The organism is Arenimonas sp., from assembly GCF_035721105.1.
In the GTDB taxonomy this organism is placed as follows: Bacteria; Pseudomonadota; Gammaproteobacteria; order Xanthomonadales; family Xanthomonadaceae; genus Arenimonas.
The window spans coordinates 17,548-35,995 of the sequence record NZ_DASTNG010000053.1 but is presented as its reverse complement, the minus strand read 5'-3'; the positions used below and the strand labels follow the sequence as shown (position 1 = coordinate 35,995).

Annotated in this window: 17 protein-coding genes; 7 read left to right on the top strand and 10 right to left on the bottom strand. The window is 70.3% G+C overall.

Features of this window, described 5'->3' with window-relative positions; translation table 11 throughout:
- Positions 1-72: 72 nt before the first annotated feature.
- Positions 73-618 carry a DUF805 domain-containing protein gene (locus VFQ84_RS07925; protein ID WP_325130982.1) on the top strand — a complete coding sequence of 182 codons (546 nt, stop codon included), beginning with the start codon at positions 73-75 and terminating at the stop codon, positions 616-618.
- Positions 619-672: 54 nt separating this feature from the next.
- Here VFQ84_RS07925 and VFQ84_RS07920 read toward each other — a convergent pair whose 3' ends face one another.
- Together VFQ84_RS07920 and VFQ84_RS07915 are read right to left on the bottom strand one after the other, a co-directional pair.
- The gene (locus VFQ84_RS07920; RefSeq protein ID WP_325130980.1) at positions 673-1,332 is read right to left on the bottom strand and encodes a glutathione S-transferase family protein; all 660 of its coding nucleotides are present in this window, start codon (positions 1,330-1,332) and stop codon (positions 673-675) included.
- Positions 1,333-1,430: 98 nt separating this feature from the next.
- Positions 1,431-4,886, bottom strand: a complete 3,456-nt coding sequence (locus tag VFQ84_RS07915) for a PAS domain-containing hybrid sensor histidine kinase/response regulator (RefSeq protein ID WP_325130978.1) — start codon at positions 4,884-4,886, stop codon at positions 1,431-1,433.
- A 222-nt stretch (positions 4,887-5,108) separates the two neighbouring features.
- On the opposite strand from VFQ84_RS07915, the gene VFQ84_RS07910 reads away from it, so the two are divergent.
- From VFQ84_RS07910 to VFQ84_RS07885, 6 genes are all read left to right on the top strand, one after another.
- Positions 5,109-5,597, top strand: coding sequence for an SRPBCC family protein (locus VFQ84_RS07910; protein WP_325130976.1), 489 nt, complete (start codon positions 5,109-5,111; stop codon positions 5,595-5,597).
- On the top strand, positions 5,597-6,481 hold the full coding sequence (locus VFQ84_RS07905) for a sterol desaturase family protein (protein WP_325130974.1): 885 nt from the start codon (positions 5,597-5,599) through the stop codon (positions 6,479-6,481). The genes VFQ84_RS07910 and VFQ84_RS07905 overlap by 1 nt, the downstream gene beginning before the upstream one ends.
- 87 nt (positions 6,482-6,568) lie before the next feature.
- Positions 6,569-8,389: a DUF294 nucleotidyltransferase-like domain-containing protein gene (locus tag VFQ84_RS07900; RefSeq protein WP_325130972.1), complete on the top strand. Its 1,821-nt coding sequence runs from the start codon at positions 6,569-6,571 to the stop codon at positions 8,387-8,389.
- 52 nt (positions 8,390-8,441) lie between these two features.
- Positions 8,442-9,044 (top strand): exonuclease domain-containing protein, encoded by a 603-nt coding sequence (locus VFQ84_RS07895; protein ID WP_325130969.1) that lies wholly within the window; start codon positions 8,442-8,444, stop codon positions 9,042-9,044.
- 139 nt (positions 9,045-9,183) lie between these two features.
- Complete coding sequence (locus VFQ84_RS07890) at positions 9,184-10,284, top strand: sensor histidine kinase (protein WP_325130967.1); 1,101 nt, start codon at positions 9,184-9,186, stop codon at positions 10,282-10,284.
- A complete protein-coding gene (locus tag VFQ84_RS07885; RefSeq protein WP_325130965.1) occupies positions 10,281-13,364 on the top strand; it encodes an EAL domain-containing protein in 3,084 nt (1,027 codons plus the stop codon). Before VFQ84_RS07890 ends, VFQ84_RS07885 begins: the two co-directional genes overlap by 4 nt.
- 160 nt (positions 13,365-13,524) lie before the next feature.
- Here VFQ84_RS07885 and rpmG read toward each other — a convergent pair whose 3' ends face one another.
- From rpmG to VFQ84_RS07845, 8 genes are all read right to left on the bottom strand, one after another.
- The gene (gene rpmG, locus VFQ84_RS07880; RefSeq protein WP_034224346.1) at positions 13,525-13,689 is read right to left on the bottom strand and encodes a 50S ribosomal protein L33; all 165 of its coding nucleotides are present in this window, start codon (positions 13,687-13,689) and stop codon (positions 13,525-13,527) included.
- A gap of 13 nt (positions 13,690-13,702) precedes the next feature.
- Positions 13,703-13,939, bottom strand: coding sequence for a 50S ribosomal protein L28 (gene rpmB, locus VFQ84_RS07875; protein WP_034212687.1), 237 nt, complete (start codon positions 13,937-13,939; stop codon positions 13,703-13,705).
- A gap of 381 nt (positions 13,940-14,320) precedes the next feature.
- Positions 14,321-14,647 carry a lipid-A-disaccharide synthase N-terminal domain-containing protein gene (locus tag VFQ84_RS07870; protein ID WP_325130957.1) on the bottom strand — a complete coding sequence of 109 codons (327 nt, stop codon included), beginning with the start codon at positions 14,645-14,647 and terminating at the stop codon, positions 14,321-14,323.
- Positions 14,648-14,651: 4 nt separating this feature from the next.
- The gene (locus tag VFQ84_RS07865; protein WP_325130955.1) at positions 14,652-15,377 is read right to left on the bottom strand and encodes a glycosyltransferase family 2 protein; all 726 of its coding nucleotides are present in this window, start codon (positions 15,375-15,377) and stop codon (positions 14,652-14,654) included.
- Between the two features lie 95 nt (positions 15,378-15,472).
- Complete coding sequence (locus tag VFQ84_RS07860; RefSeq protein WP_325130953.1) at positions 15,473-16,387, bottom strand: ParB/RepB/Spo0J family partition protein; 915 nt, start codon at positions 16,385-16,387, stop codon at positions 15,473-15,475.
- A complete protein-coding gene (locus tag VFQ84_RS07855; RefSeq protein WP_325130951.1) occupies positions 16,384-17,166 on the bottom strand; it encodes a ParA family protein in 783 nt (260 codons plus the stop codon). Before VFQ84_RS07855 ends, VFQ84_RS07860 begins: the two co-directional genes overlap by 4 nt.
- 82 nt (positions 17,167-17,248) lie before the next feature.
- A complete protein-coding gene (gene rsmG, locus VFQ84_RS07850; RefSeq protein ID WP_325130949.1) occupies positions 17,249-17,896 on the bottom strand; it encodes a 16S rRNA (guanine(527)-N(7))-methyltransferase RsmG in 648 nt (215 codons plus the stop codon).
- 107 nt (positions 17,897-18,003) lie between these two features.
- Positions 18,004-18,429, bottom strand: coding sequence for a hypothetical protein (locus VFQ84_RS07845; RefSeq protein WP_325130947.1), 426 nt, complete (start codon positions 18,427-18,429; stop codon positions 18,004-18,006).
- Between the last annotated feature and the right edge of the window lie 19 nt (positions 18,430-18,448).

The following is an 18,448-nucleotide window of genomic DNA, read 5'->3' as shown; positions in this document are numbered from 1 at the left end:
GCTGTCGTTACGCAGGGCCGGGGTGCGCCGGCAGGATGGCCGCATCGCCCACCCCGTTACCGAGGACTCGCCATGCACATCGACAGCGCCCGCCTTCGCCAGCTCCGCAGCGCCCGCCAGTGGTCGCAGGAGCAGCTGGCCGAACTCAGCGGCCTGAACCTGCGGACCATCCAGCGCCTCGAGGGCGGGGCCAAGGTCTCCACCGAGTCCCTTCGCGCCCTGGCCGCCGTGTTCGAAGTGCCGGCCGAGACCCTGCTGGTGGCCGCGCCCGGCCCCAGCCAGCCTGCCCTGTCGGCGATGCGCGAGGGCGTGCGGCGCGGCCTGGACTTCACCGGCACCACCGGGCGCGCCGACTTCTGGTGGTTCGTGCTGGCCGTCGTGATGGTGCAGGCCCTGGCCCAGCTGCTGGCCGACGCCCTGGGCCACCCGCTGCCGATGCAGCTGGCCGCGCTGGTGGTCATCCTGCCCTGGGTCGCCGCCTGCACCCGCCGCCTGCGCGACGCCGGCCTGAGCGTCTGGTGGCAGCTGATCAGCCTGGCCCCGGTGGCGGGGATCCTGGTGCTGCTCTACCTGCTGACCTTCCCCACCCAGACCGCCGAATCGTCCGAATCCCTCTAGCCCCTGCCGGCGGCGGCCGGCGGCTTGCCGCTGCCGCGACGATGCCCGGGCGCCTCAGTCCCGCGCGGGCGCGCCCAGCGGGAACAGCGAACGGAACGGCCGCGCCTCGTCCACGGCACGCGCGAAGGCGGGCCGCGCCAGCAGCCGCGACCGGTAGGCGCGCAGCCGGGGCAGGGCGTCGGGGATCGGATGCACCCAGTCGGCGTAGAACAGCGCCGGCGACGCCGCGCAGTCCGCCAGCGTGTACTGCGCGCCGCAGGCCCAGTCCGCTTCGGGCAGGTTTTCCTCCAGCCACGCATAAGCGGGTTCGAGCTTGCCGATCGAAGTCTGGAGGCCATCGCGGCGCTTGGCCTCGTCGCCGGACAGCGCCCCGTTCACCGCATGCTGCGCGGCATCCATGACGTGCAGGTCGAAGAAACGCTCCATGAAGCGCATGTCGAGCTGGTCGCCTGCGTCGTCGGGCATCAGGCGCACTGGCCCCGGGTGCGCCAGCTGCAGGTACTCGTTGATGATGCTCGACTCCGCCACCTGCCGCTCGCCGTCCACCAGCACCGGGAACTTGCGAAGCGGCCAGCGCCGGGCCCAGTCGGCGAAGTGCTCCGGCAGGCCGCCATAGATCGTGCGCAGCTCGAAGGGCGTGGCGTTCTCGTAGAGAACGATCAGCACCTTCTGCGTGTACGAGGAAAACGGATGGCCGTAGAGGACCAGGGGCATGGGTGGCTCCGTGCGGGTGGCCGGGGGTGGCCGGCAGTCTCACGCGCCGGGGCCGGCGCCGCAAGGTCGCCGATCCCTCGGCGCATCGCCCCGGGGCCCTAGGCCCAGGCGCCCCGTCGCTGCGCCGCCAGGAACGCGCGAAGGCTGGCCGGCTTCACCGGCTTGGTCAGCACCGGGATGCCCAGGTCGCGCGCCGCACGCTTGAGCTCATCGCTGCCGTCGGCGGTCACGAGTACGGCCGGGGTGTGCGGTCCGCACACCGCGCGCAGCGACTGCAGCGCGCCCAGGCCGTCGAGCTCATCGTGCAGGTGGTAGTCGGCCACCAGCACGTCGGGGCGATCGGCCTGGGCGGCGGCCAGGGCGTGGGCCACGGTCTCGGCCACGCGCACGTCGACACCCCAGCGGCCCAGCAGTGCTTCCATGCCGTCCAGGATCTCGCGATCGTTGTCCAGGCAAAGCACTTTCAGTCCGCCCAGGTCACCCTGCGCCGCGACGGTGCGCGGCGGCTTGGCCGGCGCGGGCGTGTCGGCCAGCGGCACCCGGATCGAGAACACGCTGCCGCGGCCCGGCCAGCTGCTCACGCCGATGGGATGGTCGAGCATGCGCGACACCCGCTGGCAGATGCTCAGGCCCAGGCCCAGGCCGCGCTCGCCCCAGGGCGAGGGATGGTCGAAGCGGCGGAACTCGTCGAAGATCTGCGCCAGGTGGTGCGGCGGGATGCCCGGGCCACTGTCCCACACCTGCACCTCCACGGCGTCGCCGCGACGGCGCACGCCGATCACCACGCGCCCCGCCTTGGTGTAGCGCAGCGCGTTGGCGACGAAGTTCTGCAGCGCGCGGCGCAGCAGACGGCGGTCACTGCGCACCGACAGCGGCCCGCCGTGCACGCCAAAGCGCAGCCCGCGGGACGCGGCCAGCGGCGCGTACTGCGCACTCAGGCTGGCCAGCAGGGCATCGAGCCGGAACACGGTGAGTTCGGGCTTGAGCGACCCGGCGTCGAGCCGCGAGATATCCAGCAGCCCGTCCAGCAACTCCTCGGCGTCGCGCAGCGATACGTCCACGCGCTCGGCCAGGCGCTGCTGTTCGGGCGCCTCGTCGGTCTCGCGCAGGGCGCTGGTGAACAGCCGCGCGGCATTGATCGGCTGCAGTACGTCGTGGCTGATCGCGGCCAGGAAGCGCGTCTTCGACAGGTTGGCGGCCTCGGCTTCGCGCGTACGCTGCTCGACGCGCTGCTCCAGGGTCTCGTTGGCTTCGCGCAGGGCCTGCTCGGCGCGCTTGTAGTCGGTCACGTCGCTGTAGGTCGTGACGTAGCCGCCGCCGGGCAGCGGCTGGCCACGCATCTCCACCACCTGGCCGTTGGCGCGCACGCGCTCGAACACGTAGGGCGAGCCTTCGCGCAGATAGGCCACGCGCTTGGCCACCTGCTCGTCGGCGTCGCCGCTGCCCATCTCGCCGCGCTCGGCGTTGTAGCGGATCAGGTCGGCCACCGGGCGGCCGACGTACAGCATGCCCTCGGGGTATTCGAACAGCTGCTGGTAGCGGCGGTTCCAGGCCACCAGGCGCAGGTCGCGGTCGACCACGCTCACGGCCTGCGACAGGTTTTCCAGCGTGGCCGACAGGATCTCGCGGTTGAAGCGCAGCTCGTGGCTGGCTTCGTCCAGCAGCGACATCACCTCGCCCAGCTCCATGCCCGAGCCGCGCAGCGCCGTGGTCAGCGTCAGGCGCGCCGAGGCCGCGCCGATGGCGCCGGCCAGCAGGCGCTCGGTGAACTGGATCAGGGCGCGGTCCGCGGGCTGCGACGGCACCAGCTCGTGGCCCTGGGCGAGGCCGTAGTCGCCGAAGGCGCGACGGGCCTGGCGTTCGCCCAGGATGCGCGCGGCCAGCTGCTGCAGGTCGGCGGCGCTCAGGTTGCCCTGCCAGCCGCCGGCGGTCGCCAGCGGCCGCTGTGCGTAGGGGTCGAGGAAGGGCGTGGCGCGCAGGCGCTCCTCCAGGCTGGGCCGGAACCGCGCCGACACCACCAGCAGCGCGCCGATGTTCACCAACAGCGACCAGAAGGTGCCGTGGGTCAGCGCATCCCAGCCCTGCAGTCCGAACAGCTGCTCGGGCCGCAGCCAGTGGATGCCCAGCGGGCCGTCGACCAGCCAGGCGGTGTCGAACCAGCCGGCGCGGCTCAGCGTCGGCAGCAGCAGGGTGTAGGTCCACAGCGCGAAGCCGGCCAGCAGGCCGGCGATGACGCCGCGGCGGCTGGCGCCGCGCCAGTACAGGCCGCCGATCAGCGCCGGCGCGAACTGGCCCACCGCCGCGAATGCCAGCAGGCCGAACGCGGCCAGGCTGTTGCCGCCGCCGGCGCCCCGGTAGTAGGCGTAGGCCAGCAGCGCGATCGCGACGATGGCGATGCGCCGCACCCACAGCACGCGCTGGCCCAGGTGCTGGCGCTGGCCGACGTCGGTGAGGCTGTCGCGCCACAGCAGGGGCATCACCAGGTCGTTGCTGACCATGGTCGCCAGCGCCACCGAGGCCACGATCACCATGCCCGTGGCGGCCGAAAAGCCGCCGACGTAGGCCGCCAGCGCGATCGCGGTGTTGTCGAGCGCCATCGGCAGCGCCAGCACGTAGGCGTCGGGCGAGGCGCCGGTGCCGGCCAGCACGAATTGCCCGGCCGAGGTGATCGGCAGCACGAACAGGCAGATCACCGCCAGGTAGCCGCTGAACAGCCAGCGCGCGCTGCGCACGTCGCCGGCGTCGCCGCATTCGACCACCGCCACGTGGAACTGCCGCGGCAGGCAGACGATGGCCGCGAACGCCAGCAGTGTCTGCGCCATGAAGCCCTGCGGGATGCCGGGCGCGACGAAATCGCGCGCCGCCGACTGGAACCGCGCCAGCAGGTCCTCGCTGCCCGGCAGGTGGCCCAGCGCGAACACGCCCACGGCCACGAACGCGACCAGCTTCACCAGCGACTCCAGCGCCACCGCCAGGATCATGCCGTGGTGGTGTTCGGTGGCGTCGATCTCGCGGGTGCCGAACAGGATCGCGAACAGGGCCAGCAGCAGCGCCACGTACAGCGCCGGGTCGGCCAGCGGGTGCCGCGCCACGGTCGGGTCGGCCACCGTGCCCGAGAGGACGTCGATGCTCATCGCCACCGCCTTGAACTGCAGCGCGATGTAGGGAACGGCGGCGATCACCGCGACCAGAGTGACGATGGCGGCGATGCTCTGCGCGCGGCCGTAGCGCGCGGCCAGGAAGTCGGCGATGGACACCGTGCTTTGCTCGCGCGCCACCAGCACCAGCCGCTCGAGGATGCGCCAGCCGAACACGAACAGCAGGATCGGCCCGAGGTAGATCGGCAGGAAGCCCAGTCCCGACTTGGCCGCCGTGCCGACGGCGCCGTAGAAGGTCCAGGACGAGCAGTAAACCGCCAGCGCCAGCGAATAGACCACCGGCCGCAGCCAGCTGCGGCCCGGGTACAGCGGCTTGCGGTCGCCCCACCAGGCGATGCCGAACAGCAGCCCGACGTAGCCGACCGACACCAGCAGCAATATCCAGCCCGGTATCACGCGCCCCCTTCCCCCGATGCCCCGCAAATGAACCTGGTTCACTTGTCCCGGCAAATGAACCAGGTTCATTTGGCCGCATTTGGCCGGGGCGTGGGGGAGTGTAGCGCCGGGGGCGCGGCAGGGGCGGGGCCGCGACCAAAGTCGAAGGCCGGTCCGGGCATACCGCGACGTAGGGTCCGCGGGGCGTGGACACCGCCCACGGGCAACGGTCAAAATCGGCGCATGCCTGTTTCCTGCCACGCCGAACGCTCCCTGCCCTGCCGCCCCGAAGTCGCCTTCGCGATGGCCACCGACCCCGACCGATTCCCGACCTTCTTCACCGGTTTCGGGCCGATTCCGGCGGTGCGCGGCATCCGACTGCATTCGCCGCTGGCGGTGGGCAGCCAGCGCCGGGTGCATAACTCCGATGGCACCGTGCTCAGCGAGCGCGTCATCGCCCACGACCCGCCGGTGCGCCACGCCTACACGCTGTCGGGCTTCCGGCCGCCGTTCTCCTGGCTGGTCACGCAGGGCGAGGCCAACTGGACCATCACCGGCCACGAGTTCGGCTCGCGCGTGCGCTGGGACTACGAGTTCGCGCTCAAGCGGCAGTGGCTGTGGCCGGTGGCCGCGCTGGTGCTGAAGCTGTTCATGGCCCGGGCGATGCACCGCTGCCTCAAGAACATGTCGCGTGCCCTGATGACCCCCGACCCGGCCCCCGGCAAGCCCTGATGGGCGAGTGGATCCTGCTGGCGATGGCGCCCGTCTTCCTGGGCTTCATTGGCTGGGAGGCGTGGCATTGGCACCGCCGCGGCGTGCCGCACTACAGCCTGCGCGACACGCTCTCGAACGCGGCGCTGGCGCTGATGCACCAGGCGGCCGACGCGCTGGCCTGGCTGGCGGTGATCGGGCTGTTCTGGTGGGTTTACCAGTACCGCCTGTTCGACCTTCCCACCACGGGGTGGACGATCGCGGCGCTGTTCGTGGCGCAGGACTTCTTCTACTACTTCTTCCATCGCGCCCACCACCGCGTGCGCTGGATGTGGGCCTCGCACGTGGTGCACCACTCCTCGGAACGGCTGAACCTGTCCACCGCCTTCCGCCAGAGCCTGACCTACCCGGTGTCGGGGATGTGGGTGTTCTGGCTGCCGCTGGCCTTCCTCGGGTTCTCGCCCGCGCACATCGTGATCGTCGTGGCGATCAACCTCGGCTTCCAGTTCTTCGTGCACACGCAGGCGGTGGGCAAGCTGGGCTGGCTGGAGAAGGTGTTCAACACGCCCTCGCACCACCGCGTGCACCACGCGCGCAACGGCAAGTACATCGATCGCAACTACGCCGGCGTGCTGATTATCTGGGACAAGCTGTTCGGCAGCTTCGTCGAAGAGGATCCGGCGGTGCCCTGCGAGTACGGCATCGTCAAGCCGGTGCGCACGCACAACCCGCTCACGCTCACTTTCCACGAATGGCGCGACATGCTGCGCGACGCGGCGCGGCCGCAGTCGCTGCGATCGCGGCTGGGGCAGCTGTTCGGGCCGCCGGAGCGGGCGCATGCGCAGGCGCAGGCGCAGCCGGCCTCGCCGCCCACGCCCGAGGCGGCGCCGCGCGCGGTGTCCTGACCGAAACGGCCGCGCCCGGCGCGCGGCCGCGGCGCACCACCAAGGTCGTACTGACGCCGGCGCGCCGGCCGTGGCAGGCTGGCGGCCATGACCGCCACGGTGCCCGGGCTGGACCTGGATTCGCCCCCCTTCGACCTGCTCGACGCGGGCCAGAAGGCGCGCGTGGCGGCGGCCGTGGACCTGGGCTTCCATCCCGACGGCACGCGGCTGATCGAGGCCGGCCAGGCCTCGCCGCACGTTTTCGTGATCCTGAAGGGGCGCGTGCAGGCCAGCGATCCGGGGGCGGCAGGCGGGGAGGCGCGCTTCGCGGAGTACGGGCCGGGCGACCTGTTCGGCGCCTTCGCCGTGATCGCCGGGCGGGCACGGCATCGCTACGTCGCGGTCGGCGACACGCTGTGCTTCCTGCTGCCGGCAACCGTGTTCGTGCAGCTGGTCGCCGACAACCCGCGCTTCGCGGCCTACTTCCACGAAGCCCTGTCGGTGAAGCGCAGGCTCCTCGCCGGGCAGCAACAGCCCGGCGAGCTGGGCCGCATGATGCTCACCCGCGTGCGCGACGCCCAGCTGGCGCCGGTAGTTGCGGTGCCTGACCACACCGGCATCGGCGCCGCCGCGCTGGCCCTGCGCGAACACCGGGTCGACTGCCTGGTCGTCACCGGCGACCCCGCCGGGCCCGGCATCATCACCCGTACCGACCTGCTGGACGCGCTGACCACCGGCGGCCTCGACGCCGCCGCGCCGATCGGTGCCCTGGCCAGCCGGCCGCTGCGCGCGGTGCGTGCCGACGACGTGCTGTTCCAGGCCATCGTCACCATGACCGAGCACCACATCGAGCGCGTGGTGGTGCTCGAGGGCGAGCAGCCGCTGGGCACCCTGGGCATGGCCGAGGTGCTGGCCCACTACGCCAGCAGCTCGCACCTGATCAGCCTGCGGCTGGCGCGGGCGCAGTCGATCGAGGAGATCGCCGACGCGTCTTCGGGCATGACCGACCTGGTGCGCCAGCTGCACGCCCAGGGCGCGAAGATGAGCTACCTGATGGAGCTGGTGAGCGCGCTCAACCGCCGGATCATGGCGCGCGTGTTCGAGCAGGTGGTGCCGGTGCAGCATCGCGACAAGCTGTGCCTGCTGGTGCTGGGCAGCGAAGGCCGGCGCGAGCAGATCCTCAAGACCGACCAGGACAACGCGCTGGTGATCGCCGACGGCTTCGACTGGCCGGGCCTGCCGGCGGCGATGGACGCGTTCTCGCAGGCGCTGGCGCGCATCGGCTACCCGCCCTGCCCGGGCGGGGTGATGGTGAGCCATCCGCACTGGCGGCTGGCGCAGTCGGCGTGGCGGGACCGCATCTCGCAGTGGTCGCGGGTGGCCGACGGGCAGACCGCGCTGGACCTGGCGATCGTGCTGGATGCGCGCCCGGTCGCGGGCAATGCCGCGCTGTTCGATGACATCACGCCCGCGCTGCGCGCCTTGGGCAAGGACAACATCCTGCTGCGCTACCTGGCCGAGGCGACGCTGAGCAAGGGCAACCCGCTGACCTGGCGCGGCCAGGTGCGCGAGGCGGACGGCCGCGCCGACCTCAAGCGCGGCGGCGTGTTCCCGCTGGTGCACGGGCTGCGCACGCTGGCGCTCCGGCACGACATCGGCCATCGCAACAGCTTCGACCGCTGCGCGGCGCTGGTGCAGGCCGGCGCCATCGACGCCGAACTGGGGCGCGACCTGCCGCAGGCGCTGGCGGTGCTGATGCGCCTGCGCCTCGGGCAACAGCTGGCCGACCTGGCCGCCGGCCGCGCACCGGGCAACGCCGTCGACGTCGCCAGCCTGCGCCGCCTCGACCGCGAACTGCTGCGCGACGCCCTGCGCGTCGTCAACGCCTTCAAGTCCTACGTCACCGAATCCTTCCACCTCACCGGCTGAAGCAAATGAACCAGGTTCATTTAGCCCGGCAAATGAACCTGGTTCATTTGCAGTGAACAGGTTGCGGCGCTGGTGGCTGGGGCGGCGGCATCGCGGGGGCGAGTGGGGGCTGCTGTTCGCGCCGGCGCCGGCGGGCGAGTGGGTGTCGCTGGATCTCGAGACCACGGGGCTGGATCCGGCGCGCGATGCCGTGCTGAGCCTGGCCGCGGTGCCGGTGCGCGGCGGGCAGGTGCGGCTGAGCGAACGCTTCGAAACCCTGGTGCAGCCGGGCCGCGGGTTCGACATCGAATCGATCCGCCACCATCGCCTGACGCCGGAAGAGGTCGCCCAGGCGCCGAGCCTGGAGGCGGTGCTGCCGGACTTCCTGCGCTGGCTGGGCCCACGCGCGCTGCTCGGCCACCACCTCGCCTTCGACATGGCGATGCTCGACGCACCGGTGCGCCGGCTCACCGGCTTCCCGCTGCCGAATGCGCGCGTCGAACTGGCCCAGGCCTGGCTCGACCACCGCCGGCTCGAGCAGCCACGCGGCGACATCAATCTGTCGCTCGACGAGATCACCCGCCAGCTGGGCATCCCGGTGCTGGGCCGCCACACGGCGTTGGGCGACGCCACCGCGGTGGGCCTGGCCTGGCTGGCGCTCGCGGGGCGCGGTTGATCGACCCACCGCGGGTCGCGTTCCGCACTGCGAATATTCGCCCTTCCCATTCGGCAGCAGCCGAGTAGACTGGCCCCAGCCGCCGAATTCTCACAAACCTGAACGTCCTCGCGGGGCGTTCCCGCAACAGGAGCAGCCGATGGAGGCCTCCCTGGACCGGAACCTGCACGACCTGCTCGAAGCCATGCCCGACGCCGTCATCATGATGGATGGGCGCGGCCGGATCGCCTTGGCCAACTCCCAGGCGGAGCGCTTGTTCCGCCGGCCGCGCCAGCAGCTGCTGGGCGAACCGATCGAGACCCTGCTGCCCGAGCGCTTCCGGGCTGCGCATGCCAGCCATCGCGATCGCTTCTTCGCCCAGCCCAAGACCCGGGGCATGGGCGCCGGCCTGGAGCTTTACGGCCGGCGCGGCGACGGCGAGGAGTTCCCGGTCGAGATCAGCCTGAGCCCGCTGCAGACCGCCGCGGGACCGATGGTGCTCAGCGCGATACGCGACGTCACCGAGCGAAAGCGGGTCGAGGCGTCCCTGCTGCAGGCCAGCCGACTCAAGAGCCAGTTCCTCGCCAACATGTCGCATGAGCTGCGCACGCCGCTCAACGGCATCATCGGGTTCTCGGAGCTCTTGGTGGATGGCAAGGCGGGTCCGCTCAACGAACGCCAGCAGAATTTCCTTCGCGACATCCTCAACAGCGGCCGGCACCTGCTGCACCTGGTCAACGACTTGCTCGATATTTCCCGCATCGAGGCCGGGCGGATGGAATTGCACGAGGAGGTCTTCCCGCTTGCCGACGCGGTCGAGGAAGCCTGCGTGGTGCTGGCACCGGCGGTGGAGGAGCGGAATATCGCGTTCTCCTGGGCCGTGGCCGAGGACCTGCCCCAGGTCCGGTTGGACCGGCAGAAATTCAAGCAGGTGTTGCTCAACCTGGCGTCGAACGCCGTCAAGTTCACCGACCCCGGTGGCCGCGTGACGATCACGCTTGGGCGCTCGGATGGCAACGAGCTCGAGCTGTCGGTGGAAGACACCGGCATCGGGATCGCGGCGGAGGACATCCAGCGCCTGTTCGGGGAATTCGAGCGGCTCCAGCCCGAGAACACCGGGCGCCGGCCCGGCACCGGCCTGGGCCTGGCCCTGACCCGCCGGCTGGTGGAGCTCCAGGCGGGTCGGATCGAGGTGACCAGCACGCCCGGCGAAGGCAGTCGTTTCACGGTGCGCCTGCCGCTGAAGGCGATGTCGGAATGAGCCATCGCATCCTGATCGTCGACGACAACCCGACCAACCTGCGGCTGGCGGCCAGTGTGCTGGAGCTCGATGGCCACGCCGTGGACCATGCCGCGGACGCGGAGGAAGCGCTTCGATACCTGGCCGACAGGGTGCCGGACCTGATCCTGATGGACATTGCCCTGCCCGGCATGGATGGCCTGACGCTGACGCGGCAGCTCAAGCGGGACGAGCGCCTGGGCGCCGTGCCGGTGGTGGCGCTGACGGCATTCGCGATGAAGGGCGACGATGACAAGGCCCGCGAGGCCGGATGCGCCGGCTACCTCACCAAGCCGATAGACACCCGCGAATTCGGGCGGCAGGTGGCGGCATTCCTGCCGATGCGTCGCGCGATGACGCTGTTGATCGTCGACGACAATGCGACCAACCTCCGCCTGCTCGCCGCCCAGCTGGCGGCGGAGGGCCACCGGACGCTGCAGGCCTGCCACGGCGAGGACGCCCTGGAAGTGCTGGCGCGGACGCCCGTCGACGGCGTGATCTCCGACATCCTCATGCCGCGCATGGACGGCTACCGGCTTTGCCTGGCGGTTCGCAAGCAGCCGCAGTTCGCGGCGATGCCTTTCATCCTCTACACCAGCACCTACAACTCGCCGGCCGACCGGTCGCTGGCGCGCGCGGCGGGTGCCGATGCCTACATCGCCAAGCCGGCGCCGGTGCGGGTGCTGCTCGAGTCCCTGGCCAGCGCCGCGGCGAAGGAACGGCCCGCGGTACCCGTGACGGTCGCCGAGCTCGAGGACCCGGTGCTCAAGCAGTACAGCGAGTCCCTGATCCGCAAGCTGGAGGAGAAAAGCACCCAGCTCGGCCTGGCGTACGAGGGCCTGGCCCAGACGGAGGCCCGTCTGGCGGGACTGGTGGAGTCCGCGCTGGACGCCATCATCGCGCTCGACGGCGAGCAGAAGATCGTGCTGTTCAACGCCGCCGCCGAGAAGATGTTCGGCTGCTCGCGGCAGCAGGCACTCCACGAGCCGATCGGGAAGTTCATACCCGAGCGCTTCCGGGACGCCCACGTCCACCAGGTCGACCGATTCGCAGGCGGCGAGGAAGACGGCCGCCGGATGGGTGCGCGCACGGTGTTCGCGCTGCGGGCCGATGGCGAGGAGTTCCCGGTCGAGGCTTCCATTTCGCGGATGAGCACCTCCCAGGGCTGGCTGTTCACGGTTTTCCTGCGGGACATCACCGAGCGGCACCGGGCCGAGCAGGCGCTGATTCGAAGCGATGCCCGGCTGCGCCGGCTCAACCGCGTGCTGTCGGTGCTCAGCGGCATCAACAACCTGATCGTCAGGGCCAACGACAAGGTCGAGTTGCTGGACCAGTCGTGCCGGATCGCGGTGGAATCGGGCCACTTCCTGAAGGCGTGGATCGGGCTGCTGGACAAGGCCAGCGGGACGCTGGACGTTCGTGCGGCCGCCGGTGGCCAGGGCTCGCTGCTGGACGAGCTCAACGACGGGCTGGCGGCATCCGGTGTCCTGGAGGGGCCCTGGGCGGATGCCATCCGCGCGTCGCTGCCGGTCGTCTACAACGAGGTGGCCGGCGGACACGCCTTGCTCGAAGCCGCCGCGGCCGCCGGCACCCGCTCGCTGGCGGCGCTGCCGCTGTCGTTGGACGGCGAAGCGGTGGGCGTGCTGGTGCTGCACGCGGCGGAGCCGGGCTTCTTCGATGCCGAGGAAATGACGCTGCTGACCGAGCTGGCAGGCGACATCACCTATGCCCTGGACCACCTGGGCAAGTCCGAGCGCCTGCGCTACCTGGCGCAGTACGATGCGCTGACCGGGCTGCCCAACCGTAGCCTTTTCAGCGAGTTGGTGACCCGCTCACTGCAGGCGCGGCACGACGCCGGGTACAGGTTCACCGCGGTGATGCTGGTGGACATCGAGCGGTTCCGGCGCGTGAACGAGACCCTGGGACGGGAGGTGGGCGACCAGATCCTGGGCCAGGTCGCGGCCCGGCTTCGCGGCATCAACGACGACGTCGCGCGACTGGGCGAGGATGTGTTCGCGCTGAAGTTTTCCGTGTCCGACGTCGCCCAGGATTGCCTGCATGAGTTCAACGCGATGGTGCAGGCTTGCTTCACGCCGCCTTATCCGACGGCCGGCGGTGACCTGAGGATGGGGTGTCGGGCGGGCGTGGCGGTCCACCCCAGCGATGGCGAGGACGCCGAGGCGCTGCTGCGCAACGCCGAGGCCGCCCTGCGACGGGCGCGCATGTCCTCGGAGCGGCTGGTCTTCTACGCGCCGGAGTTCAACGCGCGCGCCGCCGAAGCCCTGGGCCTGGAGTCCAAGCTGCGGCAGGCGATCGATCGCCGGGAGTTCGTGCTGCACTACCAGCCCAAGGTGTCCATCACCGACCGTCGCATCGTCGGGCTGGAGGCCTTGATCCGCTGGCAGGACCCCGAGCAGGGCCTGGTGGCGCCGGGGCGCTTCATCCCGGTCCTGGAGGAGTGCGGCCTGATCGGCGAGGTGGGCGACTGGGCGTTGCGCCAGGCCCTGGCCGACCAGGCGGCCTGGTGGAACCTCGGGCTGGTGGCGCCGCGGGTGGCGGTCAACGTGTCACCGCTGCAGTTGCGCAAGCCGGGATTCGCCAACGAAATCGTCGACCTGGCCGCGGAGAAGTCGACGACCGAGATCGAGCTCGAGATCACCGAGTCGGTGATCATGGACAACGTCGATGCCAACATCCTGGCGCTCAAGACCGTCCGTGCCGCCGGCGTCACCGTCGCCATCGACGACTTCGGCACCGGCTACTGCTCGTTGGCCTATGTCGCCCGATTGCCGGTGAATTCGCTCAAGATCGACCGGACATTCATCGTCGGCATGACCGAAGGCCCGGAAGGACTGGCGATCGTGTCGAGCATCATCGCCCTGGCGCATGCGCTCAGGCTCAAGGTGGTGGCCGAGGGCGTCGAGACCGAAGAGCAGGCGCGACTGCTGCATCTGCTGCGCTGCGACGAGGCGCAAGGCTACCTGTTCTCGCGACCGGTGCCCGCTGCCGCGATCACCCTGCTGCTGCGCCGGGGCAACCAGCCGCTGCCGGTGCCTGGCTGAGCGTCGGGCGGGCTCGGGGCGAGCGGTATCCGCCGCGGCCAAAAAAAACCCGCCACTGGGGCGGGTTTTCCTGATCCTGCAGGAGCGCCTTCAGGCGCGAAGTCGTTCGGCGGGAAGCTTCGCGCCTGAAGGCGCTCCTACAGGTAATCCGCTTTGCGGATTACTTGATCTTGCCTTCCTTGTACATCACGTGCTTGCGGACGACGGGATCGTACTTCTTGATCTCCATCTTGTTCGGGGTGGTCTTCTTGTTCTTGTCGGTCGTGTAGAAATGACCGGTGCCGGCAGAAGACGTCAGGCGGATCTTGTCGCGCTTGGATGCCATGGTTCAGTCCTCCTCAGATCTTTTCGCCGCGGGCGCGGAGATCGGCGAGCACGGCGTCGATGCCGTTCTTGTCGATGGTGCGCAGGGCGTTGGCGGAAACACGCAGCTTCACCCAGCGGTTCTCCGAGGCTACCCAGAAGCGGCGCTCGTGCAGGTTGGGAAGGAAACGGCGGCGGGTCTTGTTGTTGGCATGCGAGACGTTGTTACCCGTCATCACTTTCTTGCCGGTCACTTGGCAAACTCGACTCATGGTGCAACTCCTGGGTCAGGACTGGCCACCCATAGCCCGGGCGGCGGCGGCCCCGCGCGGCTGGTCCGGGGACCTGGCAGGCGCATGCGATGCGGGATGAAGCAGACGCTCCGCCAAGGGCCGGAATCGCACTTCCGGGGCCGGGGCCGTGGGGCAGGTGCGGAGCGAGCCGCGCATTATGCCTTCGTGGGCAAGTACTTACAACTTCAGGGGGCCGTGGCGAGGGTGGGGGTTTTAGAGGCTCGAACGCGGATCAGAGCGGGAAAAACGGATAAAAGCGGATGAGGCGAGATAAAAAGCTGTTAATTCAACCACTTAATTGCTCTATCCGCTCTTATCCGTTTTTTCCGCTTTGATCCCAAGGAAAGGCTCTTTGCCCCCCTAGTGCGACGCGCGGTCCCGGTGCCAGCCGCGGTGTTTGATGTCCAGCCAGAGGCTGTAGGCGGCGGTGAAGGTCGGGAAGAGGTTCTGGAGGACGCCGACCGAGTCCTGCTTGGACGAGAACAGGAAGTAGCTCAGGGTCATCATGGCGCCGACCAGGCTCATGTACCAGAACACCCGGGGGATCACCGGCTTGCCGGCGCGGCGGGAGGCGAAGAACTGCACCACCCAGCGGCCGCCGAACATCAGGGCGCCGGTGTAGCCGATCAGCTTCCACGGGGTGATGTGCAGGCCGGACCAGCCCAGCCATACGATTTCGGAGTTCATGGGCTTACTCCAGCTCGCGGACGGCGGTGCGTCGGTTGCGCTTGATCAGCCAGGCCACGCCGATGAGGTCGCGGATGCCGACCAGGGCGCGGCCCAGGTTGGTGTACTTGGACTGCCCGGCGCCGCGCGGGCGGTGGTTCACCGGCACGCTGATCGTGCGCCAGCCGGCGCGCTGCATCAGCGCCGGCAGGTAGCGGTGCATGTGGTCGAACCACGGCAGCTCCAGGAACACGGCGCGCTCGAACAGCTTGGTGCCGCAGCCGGTGTCGGGCGTGGCGTCGTGCAGCAGCCGCGAGCGGATGCCGTTGGCCCACTTCGAGGCCCACTTCTTGCTGCCGGTGTCCTGCCGATTCACGCGCCAGCCGGCGTAAAGCTTCACGTCGGCCGGCCCGGCGTCGCGGGCGGCCAGCAGCTTGGGCAGGTCGGCGGGGTCGTTCTGGCCGTCGCCGTCCAGGGTGGCGATCCAGGCGCCGCGGGCGGCGCGGATGCCGGTGCGCAGGCCCGTGCTCTGGCCGCTCTGGGTGTCGTGGCAGAGCACGCGCAGTTCCGGGTGGCGGGCCTTGGCGGCCTTGAGTACGGCCAGGGTGTCGTCGGTGCTGCGGTCGTCGACCACGATCAGCTCGAAGGCGACCTGGCCACGCAGCGCGGCGATGACTTCGTCCACGAGGCCGGGCAGGTTGCCGGACTCGTTAAAGGCGGGGATGACGACGGAGAGATCGGGAGGGTTCACGCGTCTGGCTTTGGGCGGGTCGCCCGTCGGGAGCAGGCCGCCATTATCGCTGGCGGCGCGTTAAAACTTCCTTGCCGGGCGTCAAGGCGCGGCGGCTACTGCCCGCCGCGCAGGCGCTCGAGGATGCCGTCGAGGGTGTCCAGGCCGTGGTAGCTGATCACCAGCTTGCCGCGGCCGCCGCGGCCGTGCTGCACCGCGACCTTGGCGCTGAGCTTCTCGGACAGTTCGCGCTCGAGCGCGGCGATGTCGGCGTCGATCTTCTTGCCGTTGGGCTTGGCCGCCTTCTTGGCCGGGATCTGGCCCTTGCCCAGCAGCTGCGCGCGGCGCTCGACTTCGCGCACCGACCAGCCCTCGGCCACGGCTTCCCGGGCCAGCGACAGCGCCGCCTGCGGGGCCAGCGTGAGCAGGGCGCGGGCGTGGCCCATCTCCAGCTGCTTGGTTTCGAGCAGCTCGCGGATGCCGTCGGGCAGCTCCAGCAGGCGCAGCAGGTTCGACACCGCGGCGCGCGAGCGGCCCACGGCCTCGGCGGCCTGCTGGTGGGTGAGGCTGAATTCGTCGATCAGGCGGCTGAGCGCCTGCGCTTCCTCGAGCGGGTTGAGGTCTTCGCGCTGGATGTTCTCGATCAGCGCCATGGCGATGACGGCGCGGTCGTCGACCTCGCGCAGCACCACCGGCACGTCGCTCAGGCCGGCCTGGGTGGCGGCGCGCCAGCGGCGTTCGCCGGCGATGATCTCGTAGCGCGGCTGGCCGTCCTTGCCGGTGCCGATCTCGCGCACCACGATCGGCTGGATCAGGCCCTGGGCCTTGATCGACTCGGCCAGCTCGGTGAGCTTGGCCGGGTCCATGCCGGTGCGCGGCTGGTACTTGCCGGGCTGCAGGTGGTCGATCGGCAGGCTGCGCAGGCCTTCGCCGGATGCCGCGGCGGCTTCGGCGACGGGCGCCGCGCCCTTGTTGCCCGTGCCCAGCAGGGCCTCCAGGCCGCGGCCGAGGCCGCGCTTCTTGGTGCTCATGCCGACTCCTTCAACAGCTTCTTCTCACGCCGCACGATCTCGCCCGCCAGCCCCAGGTAGGCGATGCCACCGCGCGAGGCGCGGTCATACCCGACGATGGACTGGCCGTGGCTGGGCGCCTCGGCCAGGCGCACGTTGCGCGGGATGATCGAGCGGAAGACCTTGTCGCCGAAATGCTGGGTCAGTTCACCCGACACGGCGTTGGCCAGGTTGTTGCGCACGTCGAACATGGTCCGGACGATGCCTTCGATCTCAAGCGCCGGGTTGAGCTTGGCCTTGAGGGCGTTGATGGTGTCCACCAGCGAGCTCAGGCCCTCGAGCGCGAAGTACTCGCACTGCATCGGCACGATGACGCCGTCGGCCGCGGCCAGGGCGTTTAGGGTGAGCAGGGACAGCGAGGGCGGGCAGTCGACGATGATGTAGTCGTACTGGTCGCGCACGGTGGCCAGGGCGGTCTTGAGCCGCTGCTCGCGGGCCGACTCGTCCATCAGCCGGATCTCGGCGGCGGTCAGGTCGATGTTGCCGGGCAGCAGGTCGTATTTCTCGGGGGTGGCGACGATGGCGGCGCTGGCCGGGCATTCGCCCAGCAGGACCTCGCAGCTGGAGTTCTCCAGCTCGCGCTTGTCCACGCCCGAGGCCATGGTGGCGTTGCCCTGCGGGTCCATGTCCACCAGCAGCACCTTGCGCGGGACCGCGGCCAGCGCGGCGGCCAGGTTCACGGCGGTGGTGGTCTTGCCCACGCCGCCCTTCTGGTTGGCAATGGCGATGATGCGGCCCATGCAGTCTCCTGGCGCCGGTCGTCGTGACCGGGGGTTGGTGGCGCGGATCGGGCGTCCGCGGGGCGTCGGCCCGAACGGGGGATTATGCCGCCTGCGGGGGGTCGCGGGTGATCGTGACCAGGTGGCGGTCGCCTTCGAGGCCGGGAACCGCGAGCTTGTGCACCGATTCGTGCCGCCAGCCGGGCGGCAGCGCGGCCAGTTCGGCCTCGGGGTACTGGCCCTTCATCGCCAGCAGCCGGCCGCCGGGCGCCAGCAGGTGGCCGCCGACCGCCAGGATGCCGGCCAGGGTGTCCATGGCGCGGGCGGTGACCTGGTCGTAGGCGCCGGGTTCGTCGACGGTCTCGGCGCGGGCGTCGAGCACGCGCACGTTGTCCAGGCCGAGCTGGCGCACGGCTTCGCGCAGGAAGCGGGTCTTCTTGCTGATGCTTTCGACCAGGGTGACCTGCAGGCCGGGCACGGCCAGCGCCAGCGGGATGCCGGGCAGGCCGGGGCCGGTGCCCAGGTCGGCCAGGTTGCCGGCGCGGACATGGGGCCACATCGACAGCGAATCGAGCAGGTGCTTGCCGACCATCTCGCGCGGGTCGCGGATGGCGGTGAGGTTGTAGGTGCGGTTCCAGCGGTCCAGCAGCGCCAGGTAGTCCAGCAGCCGGCCGGCTAGCGGCTGCGCGGGCAGGCCCAGCGCGACCAGGCCGGCCTCGAGTTCGGGAAGCAGGTGCGTCAGCGGATTCATGCCGCCATTGTCGCGGCAAAAAAGGGGTCAGAGTACATATTTGTTTGAAACGGCAGGCGTGGCCTGACGTTTCAAACAAATATGTACTCTGACCCCTTTTTTGGGCTTCAGGCGGCGTGGAGGGCGGCGCGGATGACGCGCAGGCCGAGGGCGCCGATGCGGCGGTTGATCTCGGCCTTGAACTGCTCGACCGCGGGGGACGGCAGGGTGGCCAGCACGTCGCGGGCCTGGTCGGTGACCAGGGCGTCCACGTGGTCGAGGTTGGCGCCGGCCCGGGCCGGGTCGAGGATCTGGTAGTACAGCTCGGCGTGGGCGCCGGCTTCGGCGGGGATGTCGAGGTGGTGGCCGATCAGGCAGACCGGCTGGCCCAGCTGGTCCAGGCCCGGCACGGTCCAGCGCCAGCCCGCGCCCAGGGCTCGGACGAAGCGACCGAAGCGGTGCACGGTGACCACGCAGTTGTCGGGAACCCGCCGGAAACCGGTGAGCCAGGCCACGGAGGCCAGGGGCAGGGGAAGCGGGAGCAGCGGGCTCATGTTCTTCAACGGTACCGGG